This is a genomic window from Niveispirillum sp. FG148 (assembly GCF_057809655.1).
This window is the reverse complement of record NZ_JBMDKJ010000006.1, coordinates 167,045-184,101: the sequence shown is the minus strand read 5'-3', so window position 1 is coordinate 184,101 and position 17,057 is coordinate 167,045. Positions and strand designations below refer to the sequence as shown.

Below are 17,057 nucleotides of genomic sequence, written 5' to 3'. Positions count from 1 at the left end.
AACTATGTTCAAATTAACCAACCTGTGTCATGCTGCACCGCATGACCAGGGTGGGGGATCTGATGCGATTGATGGTGGAGGCGGCGCTGCTGTTGCTGTTCGCTATCCTGTTCCTGCTGATGGCGGCCCTGGCGGTGAAGGCGCAGACGCCACCGCCGCCCGCTTCGTCTCAGGCGTCCCCGCCCGCGGTGGAGGAGGAGATCATCGTGCGCGGCCGGCGCAACGAGCCCGACTTCCAGGAGGAATGGGAGCATCACCGCCAGGAATATAACCGCCTGAAGCAGATCTACGGCCCGCCGGAACTGCCCAACCGCCGCCTGGACCGGATGACCGACACGCCCAACCCCGACGCCGGCAAAAGCGTGATGCGCAGCCCCGGCTCCACCGTCACCCAGGGCCGCCCCACGGCCCCCATCGACAACGGGAAGCCGGCAGTGAAATTCTGAGGCTCGTTACACCTGCGTTACAATGGTCCGCTTGGCCGAGAGGACGGAAACGGTAGGATGGCGCCCGGCAATCCCATCGTCATCAACCGGAGCCAACATGCCCGTCCTGACCCGCCGCACCGCCCTGTCCGGCCTTTTCGCCCTGTCCGCCACGGCCATCGCGCTGGAGGGCGTGATGCCCCGTCTGGCCCTGGCGGGACAGGAGGGGCCGGCTGACAAGGCGCTGAACGACTTCCTGGAAAAGTGCTGGCAGGATGATCTGGCCCGCAGCCCGGAACAGCGCACGCGCATGGGCCTGCCCGGTCCCCATGACAGCTGGACCCTGGCCGACGAGGGGTTCCAGCAGGAAAGCCTGCGCCTCGCCATGGCACAGCTGGATGGGCTGGCCGCGTTTGATTTCAACGCCCTGTCGCCCGTGGCCCGCATCAGCCACATGATGTTTTCCGCCGGGCTGCGTCGGCAGATCGACGGGTATCGCTGGCGCCATCACCTGTACGCGGTCAGCCATCTGGACGGCCCGCATACCTCCATCCCGTCCTTCCTGATCGGCTACCACGCCGTGACCACGGCCCAGGACGCCAAAGATTACGTCGCCCGTCTGGACCGGGCCGCCGCCGTCATGGACATTGCCGGCGAGACCATGCGCCGCCAGGCGGCCAAGGGCGTGCTGCCCCCGGCCTTCAGCTTTGACCGCATTGCCGAGGCGGCACGCAACGTCATCGCCGGCAAGCCCTTCGACCAGAAGGCCAAGCAGGATAACCCCCTGCTGGCCGACCTGAAGGAGAAGGTGGGCAAGCTGGCCATCCCCGACGCTTCGAAGAAATCCATCATCCAGGCCGGCGTGAAGGCCATGACCGGCAGCCTGCTGCCCGCCTATCAGCGCTTCCTGAAGATTGTCGCGGAAATGGCGGCGCAGCAGAAGAACAGCAACGGCGTCTGGGCCCTGCCCGACGGGGCGGATTTCTACAAATCCCAGGTCCGCGTGCATACCGGCCTGGAACTGTCCCCGGACGAGATTCACGAACTGGGTCTGAAGGAGACGGCGCGCCTGCATGGCGAGTTGCGTGAGGCCATGGCGCGCCTGGACTTCAAGGGCAGCGTCCAGGATTTCTTCACTTACGTCCGCAACGACCCGGCCAACCGCTTCCCCGACACCGATGCCGGCCGCCAGGAATATCTGGCCACGGCCACGCGCTATATCGACGAAATGGCGGCCCGCCTGCCGGAGATGTTCGGCACCCTGCCCAAGGCCAAGGTGGTGGTGAAGGCGGTGGAGGCGTATCGCGAGAACGCCACGCCCAGCGCGTTCTATGAGCAATCCTCCCCCGATGGCAGCCGGCCGGGCGTGTTCTATGCCAACCTGTCCGACATGTCGGTGCAGACCCGCCATGATCTGGAGGCTTTGTGCCATCATGAGGGCCTGCCCGGCCACCATATGCAGATCGCCATCGCGCAGGAGACGGAAGGCATGCCCACCTTCCGCAAATATGCCTGGGACACGGCCTATGGCGAAGGCTGGGCCATGTATACGGAGCGCATGACCAAGGAGTACGGCTTCTACAAGGCCCCCATTTCAGAGGCCGGGCGCATCATCTCCGAACTGTTCCGCGCCGGGCGTCTGGTGCTGGACACGGGCATCCACGCGAAGCGCTGGACGCGTGAACAGGCCGTGACCTGGATGAACGAGAATACCGCCAACCCGCTGGCCGACAACAAGACGGAGATCGACCGTTACTTCGTCTGGCCGGGCCAGGCCCTGGGCTACAAGATCGGCATGAACAAGATCCTGGAGCTGCGGGAAAAGGCCAAGGCCACGCTGGGGCCGAAATTCGACATCCGCGGCTTCCATGACGCGGTGCTGACCAACGGCGCCGTCACCCTGCCGATCCTGGAAGCGGTGGTCGACGCCTGGGTCGAAAGCCGCAAGGCAGCCGCGTGATCGCACGCCTGGGGGGGCGGGTGACCGGCCCCCCCAGGACGTCAGCGATGCACCACGGCGAACCGGTCCTTCAGCCGCAGGAAGGGGCTTTCCAGCCAGCGGTAGGAGACGTGCGCCATGGTGAACAGCACGACGAACACCAGCGCTGACCCGACCCACAGCACCGGCCCGCCCTGTTCATTATCCATCAGTGCGGGTGTGCCGAACCAGCCCAGCAGCAGGCCGAAGGTCAGGTACAGCACCAGGGAATGGAACAGGTACAGGCCATAGGAAACCCGGCCCCAATAGGTGAGCCAGCGCGGCGCATAGCGCCGGTCCAGACCCAGCAGCGCCAGGAAGATCAGCACGGCCCCCGCCAGGACCAGCCCCCAGCCGGCCAAGGCACCCACCGGCGTCGGGTGCGCATCCCAGCTTTTCACGCCAAAGCCCAGCAGGGCCCAGAACCAGGCCCCCAGCCCGGCCGCAAACACACCAAGCCGCACCGGCAGTGACCAGCCGGGCGCCCAGCCCCGCAGGCCCAGCGACAGCAGCGTGCCCGCGGCAAAGAACTGGAACTGCACCAGACTGTCGGTCCACATGCCATTGTCGCCTTCCACCGGATGGACGGCATAGTTCCAGATGGCGGCATAGGACACGGCGATCACGGCCACACAGATGGCCGCCACGCGACGCGGCGCCAGCAGCGCCAGGGCAAACGGCACCAGCAGATAGAACTGCTCCTCCACCGAAATGCTCCATAGCGGGTCGAAGGAGCCGGCGATCCAGCCCTTCAGCGTCACGTACCAGTTGCCGGCGAACAGCACGAAGGACAGCACCGCCGGCCATTCGCTGGGCGCCACCTTGGGCACCACCAGGCCCAGCGCCAGCAGGCCGAACAGCATGGTGAAATAGAGCGGCCAGATGCGCAGGATGCGTCGGACGAAGAAGGCCTTGATGGCAACCCGGCCCGTCCGCGCCCGCTCCCGCGTCAGCAGCTCCGTGATCAGATAGGCTGACAGCAGGAAGAAAATTGACACACCAAAGGCACCGACGGTGCAAAATCCCATGAAGATCGGATGGCCCGCATGGTCGAACGGCGCGTAGTCGATATAATGAAAGCCAAATACGCCGATAAAGGCCATGAACCGTAAAAGGTCCAATTCGGGCCGGTCGAACCGGCCCGCTGCATTGACGCCCATGTTATTCCCCCCTGACCATCGGTACTTCGACCGGTTGGTGGTATCTAGGGCATCCCGGCATGGTTAACGCAACATGACTTCGTATGCAGCCACAAGCGGCCAACGCATCGCATTCAAACGTATGTTCCGCCGTGCGGAAATGGTTTAGTATGCGCCATCATGTTCAATCGGCGCAGGCCAGCCCCGTGATCGAATTGCTCTCACGACGCATTCTGCTCCAATCGGCAATGGTGGCTTGCGCCATGCCGGCGCGGGCTATCGTGGCGGCACCATTGCGGGTTGGCTTCGTCAATCCAGGGCGGCGCAGCGACCGGTTCTGGCAGATGGTCGATCTGGTGATGCGGTCCGCCGCCCACCAGTTCAACATTGAGTTGATCACCGACTGGGCCGAGCGCGACCGGCAGACCATCATCACCGAGGGCGAGGCGATCATCGCGCAGCGGCCCGACTATCTGCTGGTGGTGAACGAACATCGCACGGCCCAGCCGCTCCTGACCGCCGCCCTGGCCGCCGGTATTCCGTCGCTGATCGTGTTCAGCGGTCTGGCGGCGGACGACGTGGCGATGATGGGTCAGCCGCGTGAACGCAGCCCGCTGCTGCTGGGCAGCCTGGTTCCCGACAATCTGGGGGCGGGCCATATGATGGGCCGGGCATTGCTGTCCGCCTGCCGTTCGCGCCGACCGGCAGGAAAGGGCGGCCCCGTGCAGATCCTGGCGCTGGGGGGGATTGTGGCGACGCCGGCGGGACAGGAACGGTCCGACGGGTTGCGCGCGGCGCTGGCGGAGGATGGCGATGCGGTCCTGCTGGACCATGTGCCCCTGAACTGGAGCCGGGATGAGGCGCGGGAGCGCACGCTGTCCCTGTTGCGCCGGCAGCCGCAGGTGCAAGGTATCTGGTGCGCCAATGACGACATGGCGCTGGGTGCCATGGAAGCGGCCCAGGTCCTGGGCCGCCAGCCTGGCAGGGATCTGTGCCTGGTGGGCATGAACTGGCAGGAGGAAGCGCTGCAGGCCGTGGTGGACGGGCGGCTGCATCTGTCGGTCGGCGGCCATTTTCTGTTGGGGGCCTGGGCGCTGGCCTGGCTGCGTGACCATGCCGACGGCCTGGATTTTGCCGCCGTCGGCGGCATCTCGCAAAGCCTGACCCTGGCGGCGCTGGAGCGCGACCAGATCGCCCCCTATCTGGCCCGCTTTGGCGGCGACGGCTGGGGACGCACCGATTTCAGCCGCTTCCGGCAGCGCAACCGCCGATATGAGCTGTCGGTCTCCCCGCTGCTGACCGGCTGATAATGGTGCTTTTCCGCCCCTTCCGCACTCTTTAGGCTGTGCGCCCTCCGCCAGTTGAAGGGGTGACCCGCGTGCGTCAGATATTTGCCTGCCTGCTGACCCTGCTCTTCTGCCTGGCGCCCTTGTCCGCTCCCGCGGCCGGTGCGGCGGATGACAAGCTGCGCCTGGAAAAGGCCCGCACCCTGCTGGACCTGTCGGGTGCGCAGGCCCTGGCCGACCAGACGCTGTCCATCGTCACCCGGCAGGCGGAGGAAGTGCTGGCCCAGGCCAATCCGGGGCGGGAACCGGAAGTGACGATCCTGGTGCGTGACCATTTCACGCCGCGGGCCCGTGCCGCCCTGCCCGACCTGACACGCGGCATCGCCGGCCTTTATGCCGCCCATTTCACGGCTGCCGAGCTGGATCAGCTGATCGCCTTCTACCGTTCGCCCGTGGCGCGCAAGCTGGTGACCCTGTCCCCCACCATCCTGCAACAGAGCATGGCGCTGGGCCAGGCCTGGGCCGAAGGGGTGGCCGACCGGGCCTGGGACAGTTTCACGAAAGCCGCGAAGGATCGCGGTCTGGCGGTGCCGAAACGGCTTTAACCCGCGATCCCGAACCAGCCCGCATCGCGGGCGGCGTCCAGCCGCTGGACCAGATATTCCCACAGCGACGGGCAGCCGGCGGCGATGGGCGGGCCGACGCGGGCCATGACCTGGGCATGGGTGATGCCATTCTCGCGCCAGCTCTGCCCGTCATTGTTCAGGTTCATCAGCACGGGGATGGCCCGGTCCAGGGCCTGGGCAAAGCACGCCTCGGCCGTCTCTCCCGCCTCGAACTCCTGCCACAGTTTCAGCAGGACATCCCCTTGCCCGTCCGGCAGCAGGCCGGTGATGCGGGCGACGGCCTGTTCCTCGGCCTGTTTGCGTTCCGCCCGCCCCTCCTGGATGAAGAACAGCGTGTCGCCGGTATCGATCTCCCCGATATCATGGACCAGCAGCATGCGCAGCACCCGGTCGATATCCACGCCCGGCCCGGCATGCGGGGCCAGCGACAGGGCCAGCAGCGTCAGGTGCCAGCTATGTTCGGCAGAGTTCTCATACCGGTCCAGCCCGCGCGGCCGCACCTTGCGCGTCACCGCCTTCAGCCGGTCCAGTTCCAGAACGAACGACACGATCCGGGCCATTGCCATGGCCATCCTCCCCTTCATCATCAGCGGGCGGCAGCATAGGGCGCTGTCATGGCGGGAAAAATCGGCTAGGCTTCCGATCATTACGGACAATATTGTCCGTAATGGAAGGTGATCATGGATCGGTTTGGCGGCGTGCATCTGTTCATGCAGGCGGCGGAAAACCGCAGCTTCGTGGAGGCTGGGCGGCAGGCCGGTGTCTCCGCGTCAGCCGTGGGCAAGGCCGTGGCCCGGCTGGAGGAACGGCTGGGCGTGCGCCTGTTCCACCGGTCCACCCGCAGCCTGACCCTGACGCCGGAGGGAAGGCTATATCTGGAAAGCTGTCAGCGCATCCTGGCCGAAATGACGGAGACGGAGGCGGAGCTGGCCCTGTCGCGTCAGGCTCCGCGCGGGCCCCTGCGCGTCGGCCTGCCCGCGGTGGCCGAAGCGGCCCTGCTGCCGCTGCTGGCGGATTTCCAGCGGCGCTGGCCTGACATCAGGCTGGAAATCGCGGCCAGTGATCAATTGGCGGATATCATCGAAGACGGTTTCGACGCCGTCATCCGCACCGGCCCCCTGTCCGATTCGCGCCTGATGAGCCGTCGCCTGGGCGGCTTCCGGCATGTGCTGGTGGCGTCGCCCGCCTATCTGGCGGATCGCGGCGTGCCCGACAGCCCGGCTGACCTGACCCGCCATGCCTGTCTGCACCATCGTCACCCCGCAACCGGCCGGCCCGAACCCTGGCCATTGCTGGCCCCTGGTCCCGACGATCCGCCCGCCGACCTGCCGGTCACCGCCGTGGCCGATACGGCCGCGGCGCGGCTGTTCCTGGCCGAAAGCGGGCTGGGCATCGCCTGCCTGCCTTGCTTTGTGGCGGCCGGGTCCCTGGCCGCGGGGCGGGTTGTCTCTATTCTGGCCGACCATGTGCGCCCGGTCGGGCAGTTCCATATCCTGTGGCCCGCCGGCCGCCATCTGTCGCCCCGCATCCGGCTGTTCGTGGACCATGTAGCGGCAAATTTTCCGGACCTGTCCGCCTGATGAAGGGCGCGGTATTTGCGCTCGTGGGTTATGATGCCGCTGGGCATATGCATACATGTCAATGTATGCAGCCACGGGGAAGTGACGGGCGGGAGATCCTGGATGCGGTGGCTGGCGGCCATTCTGCTGCTTGCGGTGCTGTTGGCGCCCGGAGGGGCAGGGCTTGCCGCCGACACACAGGGCGGCGTGAAGGTCTATCGCATCGAACATAATGCCTCCCCTGCCGGGGCGAATGTCCGCTCCTATTATCTTGACCTGATCGAACGGCTGCTGGCGGATACCGCCGATGGCTATGGGCCGGCCCGGCTGCAGAAGGTGCCGGAGGATGTGCCCCAGGCGCGTCTGCTGGCACAGTTGCAGCATCATCGGCTGGACCTGCTCTGGACCACGACCAACATCCAGCGCGAATCCATGGTGCCGCCCATCCGCATCCCGCTGGATATGGGGCTGACAGGGCAGCGGGCGCTGGTCATCCGTACCGACCGCAAGGCCGAATTCGATGCCATCACCAGTCTGGAACAGCTGGGCAAGCTGAAGGCCTGCCAGGGGGCCTTCTGGCCCGACACGACCGTGCTGCGCGCTGCCGGGCTGCGCGTGGTGGAAATGGCCTGGATCGATCTGGCCTATCCGGCCCTGCATGATGGCGGCTGCGACTATCTTCCTCGCGCCCTGAACGAGATCGATGGGGAGGTGGCGGCCATGAAGGACCCCGGCATCATGGTCTATGACCGGCTGCTGCTGGTCTACCCCCTGCCCATGTATCTGTTCGTGGCACCGGACGAACCGGAACTGGCCCGGCGCCTGACCGACGGGTTGCGGAAGATGGTCGCCCACGGGGACCTGCGCCGCTTCATGCAGGATCATCCCTCCACATCCATGATCTTCCCCATCACGCGCTATCAGAGCGCGCGGGTCTTCCGGCTGAAAAACCCCGACCTGCCGCCGGAAACGCCGCTGAACGACAGTCGCCTGTGGCTGGACGTGTCGATCCAGCCGATCAACTGATCTGCCACGCCTTTTGCCGCCCCTTGCGACATTGCGACATGGGGTCTGCCTTGTTACTGTTGATCCTGGCGCACAGCCAGTCACCCCGGCATCCGGCATCACGACCGGCCAAGAAACCGGGGGACAACAGGGAGGGACGGACGAATGCGATTTTCCGCGTTCAAGGGGTTCCGCTGTCCGGGGGAGGTGCGCCATGCGCGTGCGTAGCCCCCAGGATCTGGTGGGCGGCATCGCCCTGATCCTTTTATCGATCCTGGCCTTCAGCCAGCTGGGTGAATTGAAGATGGGCACGGCATCCCGCATGGGGCCGGGCTATTTCCCCACCGTGCTGGCCGCGCTGACGGGCCTGCTGGGGCTGGTCATCGCCGCCCGGTCGCTGGTGCTGGACGGGCCGCCGCTGGACCGGCTGCACTGGCGCCAGGCGCTGCCGCTGCTGGGTGCCATCGTCGCCTTCGGCCTGGCCATCCGGCCACTGGGGCTGGTCATCGCGTCCGCACTGCTGTTCGGTATCGCCGCAATCGCGGAGGAGGACACGAAATGGCGCGAGCTGGCGGTGGTCAGCGTGGTGCTGATCCTGTTTGCCGTCGGGCTGTTCGTGCTGGCGCTTGGTCTGCCCTTCCCCCTCTGGCCGCGGGTGTGAACCATGAATGATGTGTTCTCTAACCTTGCCATGGGATTCGGGGCCGCCGCCTCCCCCATCAATCTGGCGCTGTGTTTCACCGGCGCGCTGGTCGGCACCCTGATCGGGGTGCTGCCGGGCCTGGGGCCCATTGCCACCATCGCCATCCTGCTGCCCATCACCTTCTATCTGGACCCGCTGGGGGCCCTGATCATGCTGGCCGGCATCTATTACGGCGCCCAGTATGGCGGCAGCACCACGGCCATCCTGGTGAACATGCCGGGCGAAACCTCGTCCGTCGTCACCACGCTGGACGGGCACCAGATGGCGAAGCGGGGGCGGGCGGGGCCGGCGCTGGCCATCGCAGCATTGGGCTCCTTCTTCGCCGGATCGGTCGCCACCCTGCTGGTGGCCTTGTTCGGGCCGCTGCTGGCCGCGTTTGCGCAGAATTTCGGGCCGCCGGAATATTTCGCGCTGATGCTGGTGGGGCTGATCGGGGCCACCGTGCTGGCATCGGGATCGGTGCTGAAGGCCGTGGCCATGATCATTGTCGGCCTGCTGCTGGGCTGTGTGGGATCGGACATCGAAACCGGTGAACAGCGCCTGACCTTCGACATCCCCCAGATCGCGGAAGGCATCAATTTCACCACCCTGGCCGTCGGCCTGTTCGGCGTGGCGGAAATCCTGCGCAATCTGGAAAAGACCCAGGACCGATCGGTGATCGGGGCGAAGATCACGGGCCTGATGCCGACCTGGGCCGATATCAAGCAGAGCTTTCCCGCCGTGCTGCGCGGCACGGCCCTGGGCTCGGTCCTGGGCATCCTGCCCGGCAACGGGGCCGTGCTGGCGCCCTATGCCAGCTACACCCTGGAAAAGAAGCTGTCCAAGACGCCGTCGCGCTTCGGCAAGGGCGCCATCGAAGGGGTGGCGGGGCCGGAAAGCGCCAACAATGCCGGCGCGCAGACCAGTTTCATCCCGCTGCTGACCCTGGGCATTCCGCCTAATGCCGTCATGGCCATGATGGTGGGTGCCATGACCATCCAGGGCATCGTGCCGGGGCCCCAGGTGATGACCGAGAATCCGACCCTGTTCTGGGGCATGGTCGCCAGCATGTGGATCGGCAATGCCATGCTGGTCATCATCAACCTGCCCCTGGTCGGCGTCTGGGTGCGGCTGCTGAAGGTGCCCTATCGCATCCTGTTCCCGGCCATCCTGATGTTCTGCTGCATCGGCGTCTATTCCATCAATTCGTCGGGGGTGGATGTCATGCTGGTCGCCCTGTTCGGCGGCGTAGGTTATTTCCTGCTGAAGAACGGGTTCGAACCCGCCCCTCTGCTGCTGGCCTTCGTGCTGGGCCCGCTGATGGAGGAGAACCTGCGCCGGTCCTTCCTGATCGCTAGAGGCGACCCGACGGTGTTCGTGACGCGGCCGCTGTCGGCGGCGTTGCTGGTCGTGGCCGTGATCCTACTGGCCCTGGTGCTGCTGCCCTCGGTCCGCAAACGGCGCGAGGAAGTGTTCCACGAGGAAGAGTGAGCGTCCCGCCATGCCGGGCGTTGCAACCATCAACCGATAACAAACAAACAGGAGGATCCATGCGCTTCGCACCCATCGCCCTTGTGGCGGCCTTGCTGATCGGGGTCGCCACGGCCCCGGCCCAGGATTATCCGACCCGCCCCGTCACCATGGTGGTGCCATTCGCCGCCGGCGGGCCGACCGATACCGTCGCCCGTCTGGTTGCCCAGTCGATGAGCAAGACTCTGGGCCAGCAGGTGGTGGTGGAAAATGTCGGCGGGGCCGGCGGCACCATCGGGGCGGCGCGCGTGGCCAAGGCCGATCCCGACGGCTACACCCTGCTGCTGCACCATATCGGCCAGGCCACCTCGGCCACGCTCTATCGCAAGCTGCCCTATAATGCCAAGACCGACTTCGCCCCCGTGGGCCTGGTCACCGACGTGCCCATGACCATCGTGGCGCGCAAGGATTTCCCGGCCAAGGACCTGAAGGAACTGGTCGCCTATGTGAAGGCCAACCCGGACAAGGTGACCCTGGCCAATGCCGGCGTGGGTGCGGCATCGCATCTGTGCGGCATGCTGTTCATGCAGGCGCTGGCCACGCCGCTGACCACCGTTCCCTATAAGGGCACAGGGCCCGCGATGAATGATCTGGTGGCCGGTCAGGTGGACCTGCTTTGCGATCAGACCACCAACACGACCGGGCAGATCAAGGGCGGTGCCGTCAAGGCCTATGCGGTAACCACGCCCACCCGCGTCGCCTCCATGCCCGACCTGCCGACGACGAAGGAAGCCGGCCTGCCGGGGGTGGAAGTGGCCGTGTGGCACGGGCTCTACGCCCCCAAGGGCACGCCCGACGCGGTTGTGAACAAGCTGTCGGATGCCCTGAAGGTGGCCTTGAAGGACGACATGGTGAAGCAGCGCTTCAACGAACTGGGCACCGAGCCGGTGGCAGAGGCCCGCGCCACGCCCAAGGCGCTGGGCGATTTCGTGGCATCGGAAATCGACCGCTGGAAGCCGGTCATCACCGCCGCCGGGGTCTATGCGGATTGAGGGGGGGGGGCGGGACGGGGCGGTCCAGATGGTACCGCCCCGCTCCTTTCTTCCGTTATCCCGGCGAAGGCCCATGGGCGCTCATGGGCGCAAAGTTAAGCTGTGGGCACGTCGTTTTCCGCCCCTTCTCCCGTCACCCCGGCGAAAGCCGGGGCCCAGGCGTAGAGCGGCGTCTGCCGCGATATGAGTCTTATCGGCGCTGACCGCGCCTCACGCTGGGCCCCGGCTTTCGCCGGGGTGACGGGGGCGTGATGGTTGAAATCACACCGACCTGCAGACCAAAGAGCGGCCCCTACCCCGCAAACTCCGTCCCCGCCTCCACAAAGCGCAGCGGATTGCCGAACGGGTCGCGGCAGGTGAAGCCGCGTTCGCCCCATTTATCGTCGGTGATGGCATCGTCGGGCCCGAACAGGGCACCGGCGACCGTCGCGCGCTCGTAAAACGCCGCCAGATCATGGACGGCGAAATGCAGGGGCTGGGACAGCGGCGTGGGCGGGGACGGGTCCCCTTCCGCGGAGGGCGCGTAGCAGGCCAGCACCATCTGGCCCAGGTCGAAATGCTGCCGGCCCGGCGACACGCGGCTGCCGGGCTGGGCCAGCAGCGCCTGATAGAACCGGGTCGCATGGTCGATATCCCCGACCGACAAGGTGATCCGAAACACACGCATGGCGCCGAACCTCCACTTATGACCTTCTTGGTTAAGGTTAAGATAGTGATGCCGGCACCCACTTGCCATCCCGGCCAAGGTCGAATTCCACGCAAGCTTCTGTCGCAGGGCTGCCTTCCAACGATCATGTATTGCGCCGCACACCGGCCGCATGGCAAAACGGGGGCCGTTTGATCCTCTTTTCGGTCGGATTGTCCCCATGGAAAAGTTTGTTCAGCTCACCGGCGTCGCCGCCCCGCTGCGTCTCATGAATGTCGATACGGACATGATCATTCCGGCCGACTATCTGAAGACGATCAAGCGCACGGGCCTGGGTGCCGGCCTGTTCGCCTCGATGCGCTTCAAGGATGGCGCCGAGGTGCCCGACTTCGTGCTGAACAAGCCGGCCTATCGCCAGGCCAAGATCGTCGTCGCGGGCGACAATTTCGGCTGCGGCTCTAGCCGCGAACATGCGCCCTGGGCGCTGGCCGATTTCGGCATCCGCTGCGTCATCGCGCCCAGCTTTGCCGACATCTTCTTCAATAACTGCTTCAAGAACGGCATCCTGCCCATCCGCCTGCCGACCGAGGTGGTGGAAAAGCTGATGGCCGCCGCCGACAATGGCGCCAACGCCACCTTCACCGTCGATCTGGAAGCGCAGGAAATCACCCTGCCGGACGGAGAGAAGATCGGCTTCGACGTGGAGCCGTTCCGTCGCCAGTGCCTGCTGAATGGCTGGGACGATATCGGTCTGACCCTGCGCAACGCCGACGCCATCGACGCGTTCGAAGGCACGGCCAAGCAGGGCCAGCCCTGGCTCTGGGCTTCCTGACCCAATCGGGCCAGCACCATCCGAAGGTGGGGTGCGGCGCCTCTTGGCGTCGTGCCCGCGAAGGTCTATGACATCACCGGCGGCCGGACGACAGCCGCTACTGCCAAGCAAACATACAGAGGTATTCCAATGTCGACGAAGCGTTCGCTCCTTCTGCTGCCGGGCGACGGGATCGGTCCCGAGGTCATGCGTCAGGTCCGCCGCGTCATCGACTGGTATGCCCGCAAGCGCGGCATCGAATTCGCGGTCGAAGAAGGCCTGGTCGGCGGCTGCTCCTATGACGCGCATGGCACGCCGCTGACGGACGAGACCATGGCCCGCGCCCTGGCCGTGGACGCCGTGCTGCTGGCCGCCGTGGGCGGTCCGAAGTGGGACAATCTGGGCTTCGACAAGCGCCCGGAGGCCGGTCTGCTGCGCCTGCGCAAGGAGATGGAGCTGTTCGCCAACCTGCGCCCGGCCAAGGTGTTCGACGCACTGGTCGATGCTTCCACGCTGAAGCCCGACGTCGTGCGCGGCCTGGACATCATGATCGTGCGCGAACTGACCGGCGGCGTCTATTTCGGCGAACCGCGCGGCATCACCACCCTGCCCAATGGCGAGCGTCGCGGCATCAACACCCAGGTCTATGACACGCACGAGATCCAGCGCGTCGCCCGCGTGGCCTTCGAACTGGCGCGCAAGCGCGGCAACAAGGTCTGTTCGTCCGACAAGGGCAATGTGATGGAATCCGGCCTGCTGTGGCGTCAGGAAGTCATCGCCCTGCACAAGGCCGAATATGCCGATGTGGAGCTGAGCCACATGTTGGCCGACGCCGCCGCCATGCAGCTGGTGCGCAATCCCAAGCAGTTCGACGTGATCGTCACCGACAATCTGTTCGGCGACATCCTGTCGGACGAAGCCTCCATGCTGACCGGTTCCATCGGCATGCTGCCCAGCGCCTCGCTGGGGGCGACCGATGCCAATGGCAAGCGCAAGGCCCTGTATGAGCCGGTGCATGGTTCGGCCCCGGACATTGCCGGCCGCGATCTGGCCAACCCGATCGCCATGTTCCTGTCCTTCGCCATGGCCCTGCGCTGGTCGTTTGACCTGCAGGCCGAGGCGGACATCCTGGAAACGGCGGTGGAGAATGTGCTGAACACCGGCATGCGCACGGGCGACATCATGCAGCCGGGCATGGCCAAGTGCTCGACCTCCGTCATGGCCGACAGCATCCTGCGCGAGATGGACAAGCTGGCTGCCGCCGCCGCCTGATCCGGTGGACAAGCAGCAAGCGCCTGCTGAGATCGGCGTCCGTGGGGCAACCCAAGCGGACGCCGAACTTGTTTGTGCCCTGATCGCCGCCCTGTCGGCGGAAGAAGGCATGGACCCGCCCGCCCTGACCCCGGCCCTGTTCCGGCGCCAAGGATTCGGCGACCGGCCCCTGTTCACCTGCCTGATCGCCGAACGCGCCGGCCGTCCCGCCGGTCTGGCCCTGCTGACCCGCGGCTATGACAGCCAGTCGGCCACGGGCGGGCTGGTGCTGGAAAATCTCTATGTGGAGCCGGGGTCGCGCCGGTCCGGCATCGGCCGTGCCCTGCTGTCCGCCGCTGCCCGGCTGGCGCGGGCCGACGGGCTGAACTGGCTGTCCTGGCACGCCCGCCCCGCCAATATCCGCGCCGCCCTGTTCTATCGCGCCCTGGGTGCGGTGACGGAACCGGTGACCCTGATGGGGATCAGCGGGGATGACCTGACACGCCTGGCCGAACCGTGATGACCGGCGTCACGGTGCCAGCAGCGCCACCATCAGCCGATTGACCATCCGGTCCGGTGACGGCCCCGCATCGTCGGGCGGCAAGGGCAGCAGGGCCAGCCCATGCACGCCCGCCCAGGCCAGCCTTGTGCGTTCCGCCAGATCCTCGGTCCCCATGCTGCGCGCCGTCAGCGCACCTGCCAGGGCCATGCCCACCTCCGCCGCCGCTTCCGCCCCGCCCACACGCAGCGGATCATCCGGGCCGCGATGTGGGGCGGCACAGCGCCGGAACATCAGCCGGTACAAAGCCGGCTCCCGCGCGGCGAAATCCAGGTACGCCATGCCGCAGGCCGCCAGCGCCGCATCGGCCCCCGCCGCCGCCTGCCTGGCCTGCCGCAGCGCCTGGGTCAGCAGCGCGAACCCTTCCACCGACAGGGCATCCAGCAGGCCATCGGCATTGCCGAAATGATGCGTGGGGGCGGCCGGCGTCACCCCGGCCCTGCGCGCACAGGCCCTGAGCGACAGCCCGTCCGGTCCCTGTTCGCGCAGTTCCGCCAGCGCCGCCTCAACCAGGGCCCGGCGCAGATCGCCATGGTGATAGGGGGTCTGTCGCATATGCATCCATCGCATCTTGACACTGTTTAGATTGGTCGCCAATCTAATCACCGTTAAGATCGCACCGCCGCCCACAGTGGGCAAGGTGCGGATTGTCCCTGGGGAGATCACTTATGAGGACGCTGTTGCAGCGGCAGTGGCAGGGCTATGAGCCCCGGCATCGGGACCGGGTGAACCTGATCCTGCATTTCCTGTCCGCCCCCTTCATGGCCGCCGCCATCCCCGCTTGCCTGTGGCTGGGTCTGGTCCAGGGCGACTGGTCCCTGGGCGGCCTGGCTCTGTTGGCCCTGCCCATCGGGCTGGTGATGCAGGGTATCGGCCACAAGCGCGAGGCGGTGGTGCCGGAACCGTTCGACGGGCCGCTGGATTTCCTGGGCCGGGTCAGCCTGGAACAGGTCGTCACCTTCCCTCGTTACGTCCTGTCGGGCTTCCGCGGGGCGGACCGAGTCTGATTGCCGAACTCGCGCAAAAGGAGTAATGTCCATCACATCATCTTGCCGGAGGAAGTTGTGATGGAGCGGCGTCGCTGGTTCGGCCCGAAGCGTTTCGGCTACGGCTTTTCCCCGCGTACCTGGGAAGGTTGGCTGTCGATCCTGGCTTTCGCTGTCGTCCTGGCGGCCGGCATGGTGGTGTTGAAATTCATGGTCGGCGACATGCCGCACCCCTGGCCCGGTCTGATCGCCCTGGCCTGGACGGCGGTCTGCACGGGCCTGTTCTTCTGGTTCATCGAAGGGCGCACGGAAGGGGACATGCACTGGCGCTGGGGCGGGCGCGACTGATCCTTATCCCGCCTTGTCCCATCTTGAAGGAAGATGTGATGGAACAACGCATGTGGTTCCGACCAAAGCTCTACGGCCTTGGCTACACGCCCGTATCCTGGGAGGGCTGGCTGGCGTCCCTGGCCTACGGTCTCATCCTGGGCCTCGGTATGCTGGCCTGCCGATCGGCATCGTCCGACCTGCCCTTGCCCTGGCCGGCCTTGATTGGCGTGACTTGGCTGGGCCTGTGTACCGGCCTGTTCCTGTGGATCATCCGGAACCGGACGGACGGCGACATACGCTGGCGCTGGGGCGGGCGCGACTGATCCTTATCCCGCGCGGCGAAAGGCACCGGGCCCCATGCCGTGGAATTCCTTGAACCGCCGGGCGAAGGCGGCCTCCGACCGGTATCCCAGGCGGGCCGCCACCGCGGCCGCCTTGCCCTCCCCGGTCTTCAGCCATTGTGCCGCCCGTTCCATGCGCAGCCGGGTCAGGTGCGCCATCGGCGCCTCCCCCACCAGGGCCTGGAAACGCCGGGTCAGGGTGGCCGGTGACAGGCCGCAGGCGGCGGCCAGCGCCGACAGGGTCCAATCCTCCGCCATCCGGTCCTGCAACAGCATCAGGGCGCGGCCGATGGCCGTGGCCGTGGGACTGGCGCCCAGGGCGTAGGTTTCGTTGGTTTCCAGGAATCGGCGCACGGCGATGATGAACAGCGACTCCAGCAGCCGCTGCGCCACCAGACGCCCTGCCACATCGCCCTGCGCCGCCGCCTCTTCGATCAGGGCGAAGGTGCCGTCCTGCCAGTCGACGCCCAGGGTGCGCGACGGGCACATGAACAGCAATGGCGGCAGACGGTCCAGCAAGGGGGCCGCACCGGCCCCCTCTCCCATCATGGCCTGTCCGATCAACAGGGACGCGGCGGCGTGGTCCGGTGCGGGCGACAAGCGGAATCCGTGCCCATGGGGCAGAGCCGCAAAACTGCCGCGCCGGATCAGCACGGGTGCGGCATCGGGCTGGGCCAGGGTGATATGCGCCGCCCCTTCCCGCGCGAACAGGAAGACGGGCCCGCCGGACCGGTGGGGCCGGATGGCGGGCGACAAGGGCGTGACCCGCACCCCGTCCAGGTGCATCGCGTCCAGGCGCAGGCCCTGCAGCAGTGCCGCCAGCCCGTCCGTCGCCCCCACCCGCCTGCCCATTCCGCTCAATCCCCTGCCCGATCCGATCAGGCGACAGTTTCAGGCTTGGCGACAGGCGG

The 17,057-nt window shown here is 66.5% G+C and carries 20 protein-coding genes; 15 read left to right on the top strand and 5 right to left on the bottom strand.

The genetic code is table 11. From position 1 onward, the window contains the following. Positions 1 to 41 precede the first annotated feature (41 nt). Both ACODTW_RS09095 and ACODTW_RS09090 read left to right on the top strand, forming a co-directional pair. Positions 42 to 446, top strand: coding sequence for a hypothetical protein (locus ACODTW_RS09095; RefSeq protein WP_488945656.1), 405 nt, complete (start codon positions 42 to 44; stop codon positions 444 to 446). A 97-nt stretch (positions 447 to 543) separates the two neighbouring features. After that, positions 544 to 2,385 (top strand): DUF885 domain-containing protein, encoded by a 1,842-nt coding sequence (locus ACODTW_RS09090; protein ID WP_488945655.1) that lies wholly within the window; start codon positions 544 to 546, stop codon positions 2,383 to 2,385. A gap of 41 nt (positions 2,386 to 2,426) precedes the next feature. Here ACODTW_RS09090 and ACODTW_RS09085 read toward each other — a convergent pair whose 3' ends face one another. Beyond that, complete coding sequence (locus ACODTW_RS09085; protein WP_488945654.1) at positions 2,427 to 3,563, bottom strand: acyltransferase family protein; 1,137 nt, start codon at positions 3,561 to 3,563, stop codon at positions 2,427 to 2,429. 242 nt (positions 3,564 to 3,805) lie between these two features. Between ACODTW_RS09085 and ACODTW_RS09080 the strand changes: the two genes are divergently transcribed. Both ACODTW_RS09080 and ACODTW_RS09075 read left to right on the top strand, forming a co-directional pair. After that, a complete protein-coding gene (locus ACODTW_RS09080; protein WP_488945653.1) occupies positions 3,806 to 4,849 on the top strand; it encodes an ABC transporter substrate-binding protein in 1,044 nt (347 codons plus the stop codon). Between the two features lie 71 nt (positions 4,850 to 4,920). Then, positions 4,921 to 5,433 (top strand): DUF2059 domain-containing protein, encoded by a 513-nt coding sequence (locus ACODTW_RS09075; RefSeq protein ID WP_488945652.1) that lies wholly within the window; start codon positions 4,921 to 4,923, stop codon positions 5,431 to 5,433. On the opposite strand, the gene ACODTW_RS09070 is transcribed toward ACODTW_RS09075, so the two are convergent. Then, on the bottom strand, positions 5,430 to 6,020 hold the full coding sequence (locus ACODTW_RS09070) for an HD domain-containing protein (RefSeq protein WP_488945651.1): 591 nt from the start codon (positions 6,018 to 6,020) through the stop codon (positions 5,430 to 5,432). The genes ACODTW_RS09075 and ACODTW_RS09070 overlap by 4 nt on opposite strands. Before the next feature lie 114 nt (positions 6,021 to 6,134). Between ACODTW_RS09070 and ACODTW_RS09065 the strand changes: the two genes are divergently transcribed. The 5 genes from ACODTW_RS09065 (at position 6,135) to ACODTW_RS09045 (ending at position 11,222) form a co-directional block, all read left to right on the top strand. Continuing rightward, positions 6,135 to 7,034 (top strand): LysR family transcriptional regulator, encoded by a 900-nt coding sequence (locus ACODTW_RS09065; RefSeq protein ID WP_488945650.1) that lies wholly within the window; start codon positions 6,135 to 6,137, stop codon positions 7,032 to 7,034. A gap of 102 nt (positions 7,035 to 7,136) precedes the next feature. Beyond that, a complete protein-coding gene (locus ACODTW_RS09060) occupies positions 7,137 to 8,039 on the top strand; it encodes a type 2 periplasmic-binding domain-containing protein (protein ID WP_488945649.1) in 903 nt (300 codons plus the stop codon). 193 nt (positions 8,040 to 8,232) lie between these two features. Next, positions 8,233 to 8,679, top strand: a complete 447-nt coding sequence (locus ACODTW_RS09055; protein ID WP_488945648.1) for a tripartite tricarboxylate transporter TctB family protein — start codon at positions 8,233 to 8,235, stop codon at positions 8,677 to 8,679. A gap of 3 nt (positions 8,680 to 8,682) precedes the next feature. Next, complete coding sequence (locus tag ACODTW_RS09050) at positions 8,683 to 10,191, top strand: tripartite tricarboxylate transporter permease (RefSeq protein ID WP_488945647.1); 1,509 nt, start codon at positions 8,683 to 8,685, stop codon at positions 10,189 to 10,191. A 59-nt stretch (positions 10,192 to 10,250) separates the two neighbouring features. Next, positions 10,251 to 11,222 (top strand): tripartite tricarboxylate transporter substrate-binding protein, encoded by a 972-nt coding sequence (locus ACODTW_RS09045; RefSeq protein ID WP_488945646.1) that lies wholly within the window; start codon positions 10,251 to 10,253, stop codon positions 11,220 to 11,222. A 292-nt stretch (positions 11,223 to 11,514) separates the two neighbouring features. Here ACODTW_RS09045 and ACODTW_RS09040 read toward each other — a convergent pair whose 3' ends face one another. Continuing rightward, complete coding sequence (locus ACODTW_RS09040) at positions 11,515 to 11,889, bottom strand: VOC family protein (RefSeq protein ID WP_488945645.1); 375 nt, start codon at positions 11,887 to 11,889, stop codon at positions 11,515 to 11,517. A 199-nt stretch (positions 11,890 to 12,088) separates the two neighbouring features. On the opposite strand from ACODTW_RS09040, the gene leuD reads away from it, so the two are divergent. From leuD to ACODTW_RS09025, 3 genes are all read left to right on the top strand, one after another. After that, entirely contained in the window at positions 12,089 to 12,700 is a 612-nt protein-coding gene (gene leuD / locus ACODTW_RS09035) for a 3-isopropylmalate dehydratase small subunit (RefSeq protein ID WP_488945644.1), read from the top strand. Positions 12,701 to 12,829: 129 nt separating this feature from the next. Then, positions 12,830 to 13,951 carry a 3-isopropylmalate dehydrogenase gene (gene leuB, locus ACODTW_RS09030; protein ID WP_488945643.1) on the top strand — a complete coding sequence of 374 codons (1,122 nt, stop codon included), beginning with the start codon at positions 12,830 to 12,832 and terminating at the stop codon, positions 13,949 to 13,951. Between the two features lie 109 nt (positions 13,952 to 14,060). Then, positions 14,061 to 14,450 carry a GNAT family N-acetyltransferase gene (locus ACODTW_RS09025; protein WP_488945642.1) on the top strand — a complete coding sequence of 130 codons (390 nt, stop codon included), beginning with the start codon at positions 14,061 to 14,063 and terminating at the stop codon, positions 14,448 to 14,450. A gap of 9 nt (positions 14,451 to 14,459) precedes the next feature. Here ACODTW_RS09025 and ACODTW_RS09020 read toward each other — a convergent pair whose 3' ends face one another. Further along, positions 14,460 to 15,050: a TetR/AcrR family transcriptional regulator gene (locus ACODTW_RS09020; RefSeq protein WP_488945641.1), complete on the bottom strand. Its 591-nt coding sequence runs from the start codon at positions 15,048 to 15,050 to the stop codon at positions 14,460 to 14,462. 107 nt (positions 15,051 to 15,157) lie between these two features. Between ACODTW_RS09020 and ACODTW_RS09015 the strand changes: the two genes are divergently transcribed. From ACODTW_RS09015 to ACODTW_RS09005, 3 genes are read left to right on the top strand one after another with little or no spacing between them, the layout of a single operon-like run. Beyond that, the gene (locus tag ACODTW_RS09015; RefSeq protein ID WP_488945640.1) at positions 15,158 to 15,496 is read left to right on the top strand and encodes a hypothetical protein; all 339 of its coding nucleotides are present in this window, start codon (positions 15,158 to 15,160) and stop codon (positions 15,494 to 15,496) included. Between the two features lie 60 nt (positions 15,497 to 15,556). Continuing rightward, positions 15,557 to 15,823 carry a hypothetical protein gene (locus ACODTW_RS09010; RefSeq protein ID WP_488945639.1) on the top strand — a complete coding sequence of 89 codons (267 nt, stop codon included), beginning with the start codon at positions 15,557 to 15,559 and terminating at the stop codon, positions 15,821 to 15,823. 38 nt (positions 15,824 to 15,861) lie between these two features. Next, positions 15,862 to 16,128 carry a hypothetical protein gene (locus ACODTW_RS09005; RefSeq protein ID WP_488945638.1) on the top strand — a complete coding sequence of 89 codons (267 nt, stop codon included), beginning with the start codon at positions 15,862 to 15,864 and terminating at the stop codon, positions 16,126 to 16,128. Between the two features lie 3 nt (positions 16,129 to 16,131). Here ACODTW_RS09005 and ACODTW_RS09000 read toward each other — a convergent pair whose 3' ends face one another. Then, a complete protein-coding gene (locus tag ACODTW_RS09000; protein ID WP_488945637.1) occupies positions 16,132 to 16,998 on the bottom strand; it encodes a helix-turn-helix transcriptional regulator in 867 nt (288 codons plus the stop codon). Positions 16,999 to 17,057 lie beyond the last annotated feature (59 nt).

Bases quoted from the DNA above. Each gene is read 5' to 3' on its own strand.
- ACODTW_RS09020 (WP_488945641.1), bottom strand. From the start codon at position 15,050: ATGCATATGCGACAGACCCCCTATCACCATGGCGATCTGCGCCGGGCC.
- leuB (WP_488945643.1), top strand. From the start codon at position 12,830: ATGTCGACGAAGCGTTCGCTCCTTCTGCTGCCGGGCGACGGGATCGGT.
- ACODTW_RS09050 (WP_488945647.1), top strand. From the start codon at position 8,683: ATGAATGATGTGTTCTCTAACCTTGCCATGGGATTCGGGGCCGCCGCC.
- ACODTW_RS09065 (WP_488945650.1), top strand. From the start codon at position 6,135: ATGGATCGGTTTGGCGGCGTGCATCTGTTCATGCAGGCGGCGGAAAAC.
- leuD (WP_488945644.1), top strand. From the start codon at position 12,089: ATGGAAAAGTTTGTTCAGCTCACCGGCGTCGCCGCCCCGCTGCGTCTC.
- ACODTW_RS09055 (WP_488945648.1), top strand. From the start codon at position 8,233: ATGCGCGTGCGTAGCCCCCAGGATCTGGTGGGCGGCATCGCCCTGATC.
- ACODTW_RS09015 (WP_488945640.1), top strand. From the start codon at position 15,158: ATGAGGACGCTGTTGCAGCGGCAGTGGCAGGGCTATGAGCCCCGGCAT.
- ACODTW_RS09090 (WP_488945655.1), top strand. From the start codon at position 544: ATGCCCGTCCTGACCCGCCGCACCGCCCTGTCCGGCCTTTTCGCCCTG.
- ACODTW_RS09080 (WP_488945653.1), top strand. From the start codon at position 3,806: ATGCCGGCGCGGGCTATCGTGGCGGCACCATTGCGGGTTGGCTTCGTC.
- ACODTW_RS09010 (WP_488945639.1), top strand. From the start codon at position 15,557: ATGGAGCGGCGTCGCTGGTTCGGCCCGAAGCGTTTCGGCTACGGCTTT.
- ACODTW_RS09085 (WP_488945654.1), bottom strand. From the start codon at position 3,563: ATGGGCGTCAATGCAGCGGGCCGGTTCGACCGGCCCGAATTGGACCTT.
- ACODTW_RS09000 (WP_488945637.1), bottom strand. From the start codon at position 16,998: ATGGGCAGGCGGGTGGGGGCGACGGACGGGCTGGCGGCACTGCTGCAG.
- ACODTW_RS09040 (WP_488945645.1), bottom strand. From the start codon at position 11,889: ATGCGTGTGTTTCGGATCACCTTGTCGGTCGGGGATATCGACCATGCG.
- ACODTW_RS09025 (WP_488945642.1), top strand. From the start codon at position 14,061: ATGGACCCGCCCGCCCTGACCCCGGCCCTGTTCCGGCGCCAAGGATTC.
- ACODTW_RS09060 (WP_488945649.1), top strand. From the start codon at position 7,137: ATGCGGTGGCTGGCGGCCATTCTGCTGCTTGCGGTGCTGTTGGCGCCC.
- ACODTW_RS09045 (WP_488945646.1), top strand. From the start codon at position 10,251: ATGCGCTTCGCACCCATCGCCCTTGTGGCGGCCTTGCTGATCGGGGTC.
- ACODTW_RS09070 (WP_488945651.1), bottom strand. From the start codon at position 6,020: ATGGCAATGGCCCGGATCGTGTCGTTCGTTCTGGAACTGGACCGGCTG.
- ACODTW_RS09095 (WP_488945656.1), top strand. From the start codon at position 42: ATGACCAGGGTGGGGGATCTGATGCGATTGATGGTGGAGGCGGCGCTG.
- ACODTW_RS09005 (WP_488945638.1), top strand. From the start codon at position 15,862: ATGGAACAACGCATGTGGTTCCGACCAAAGCTCTACGGCCTTGGCTAC.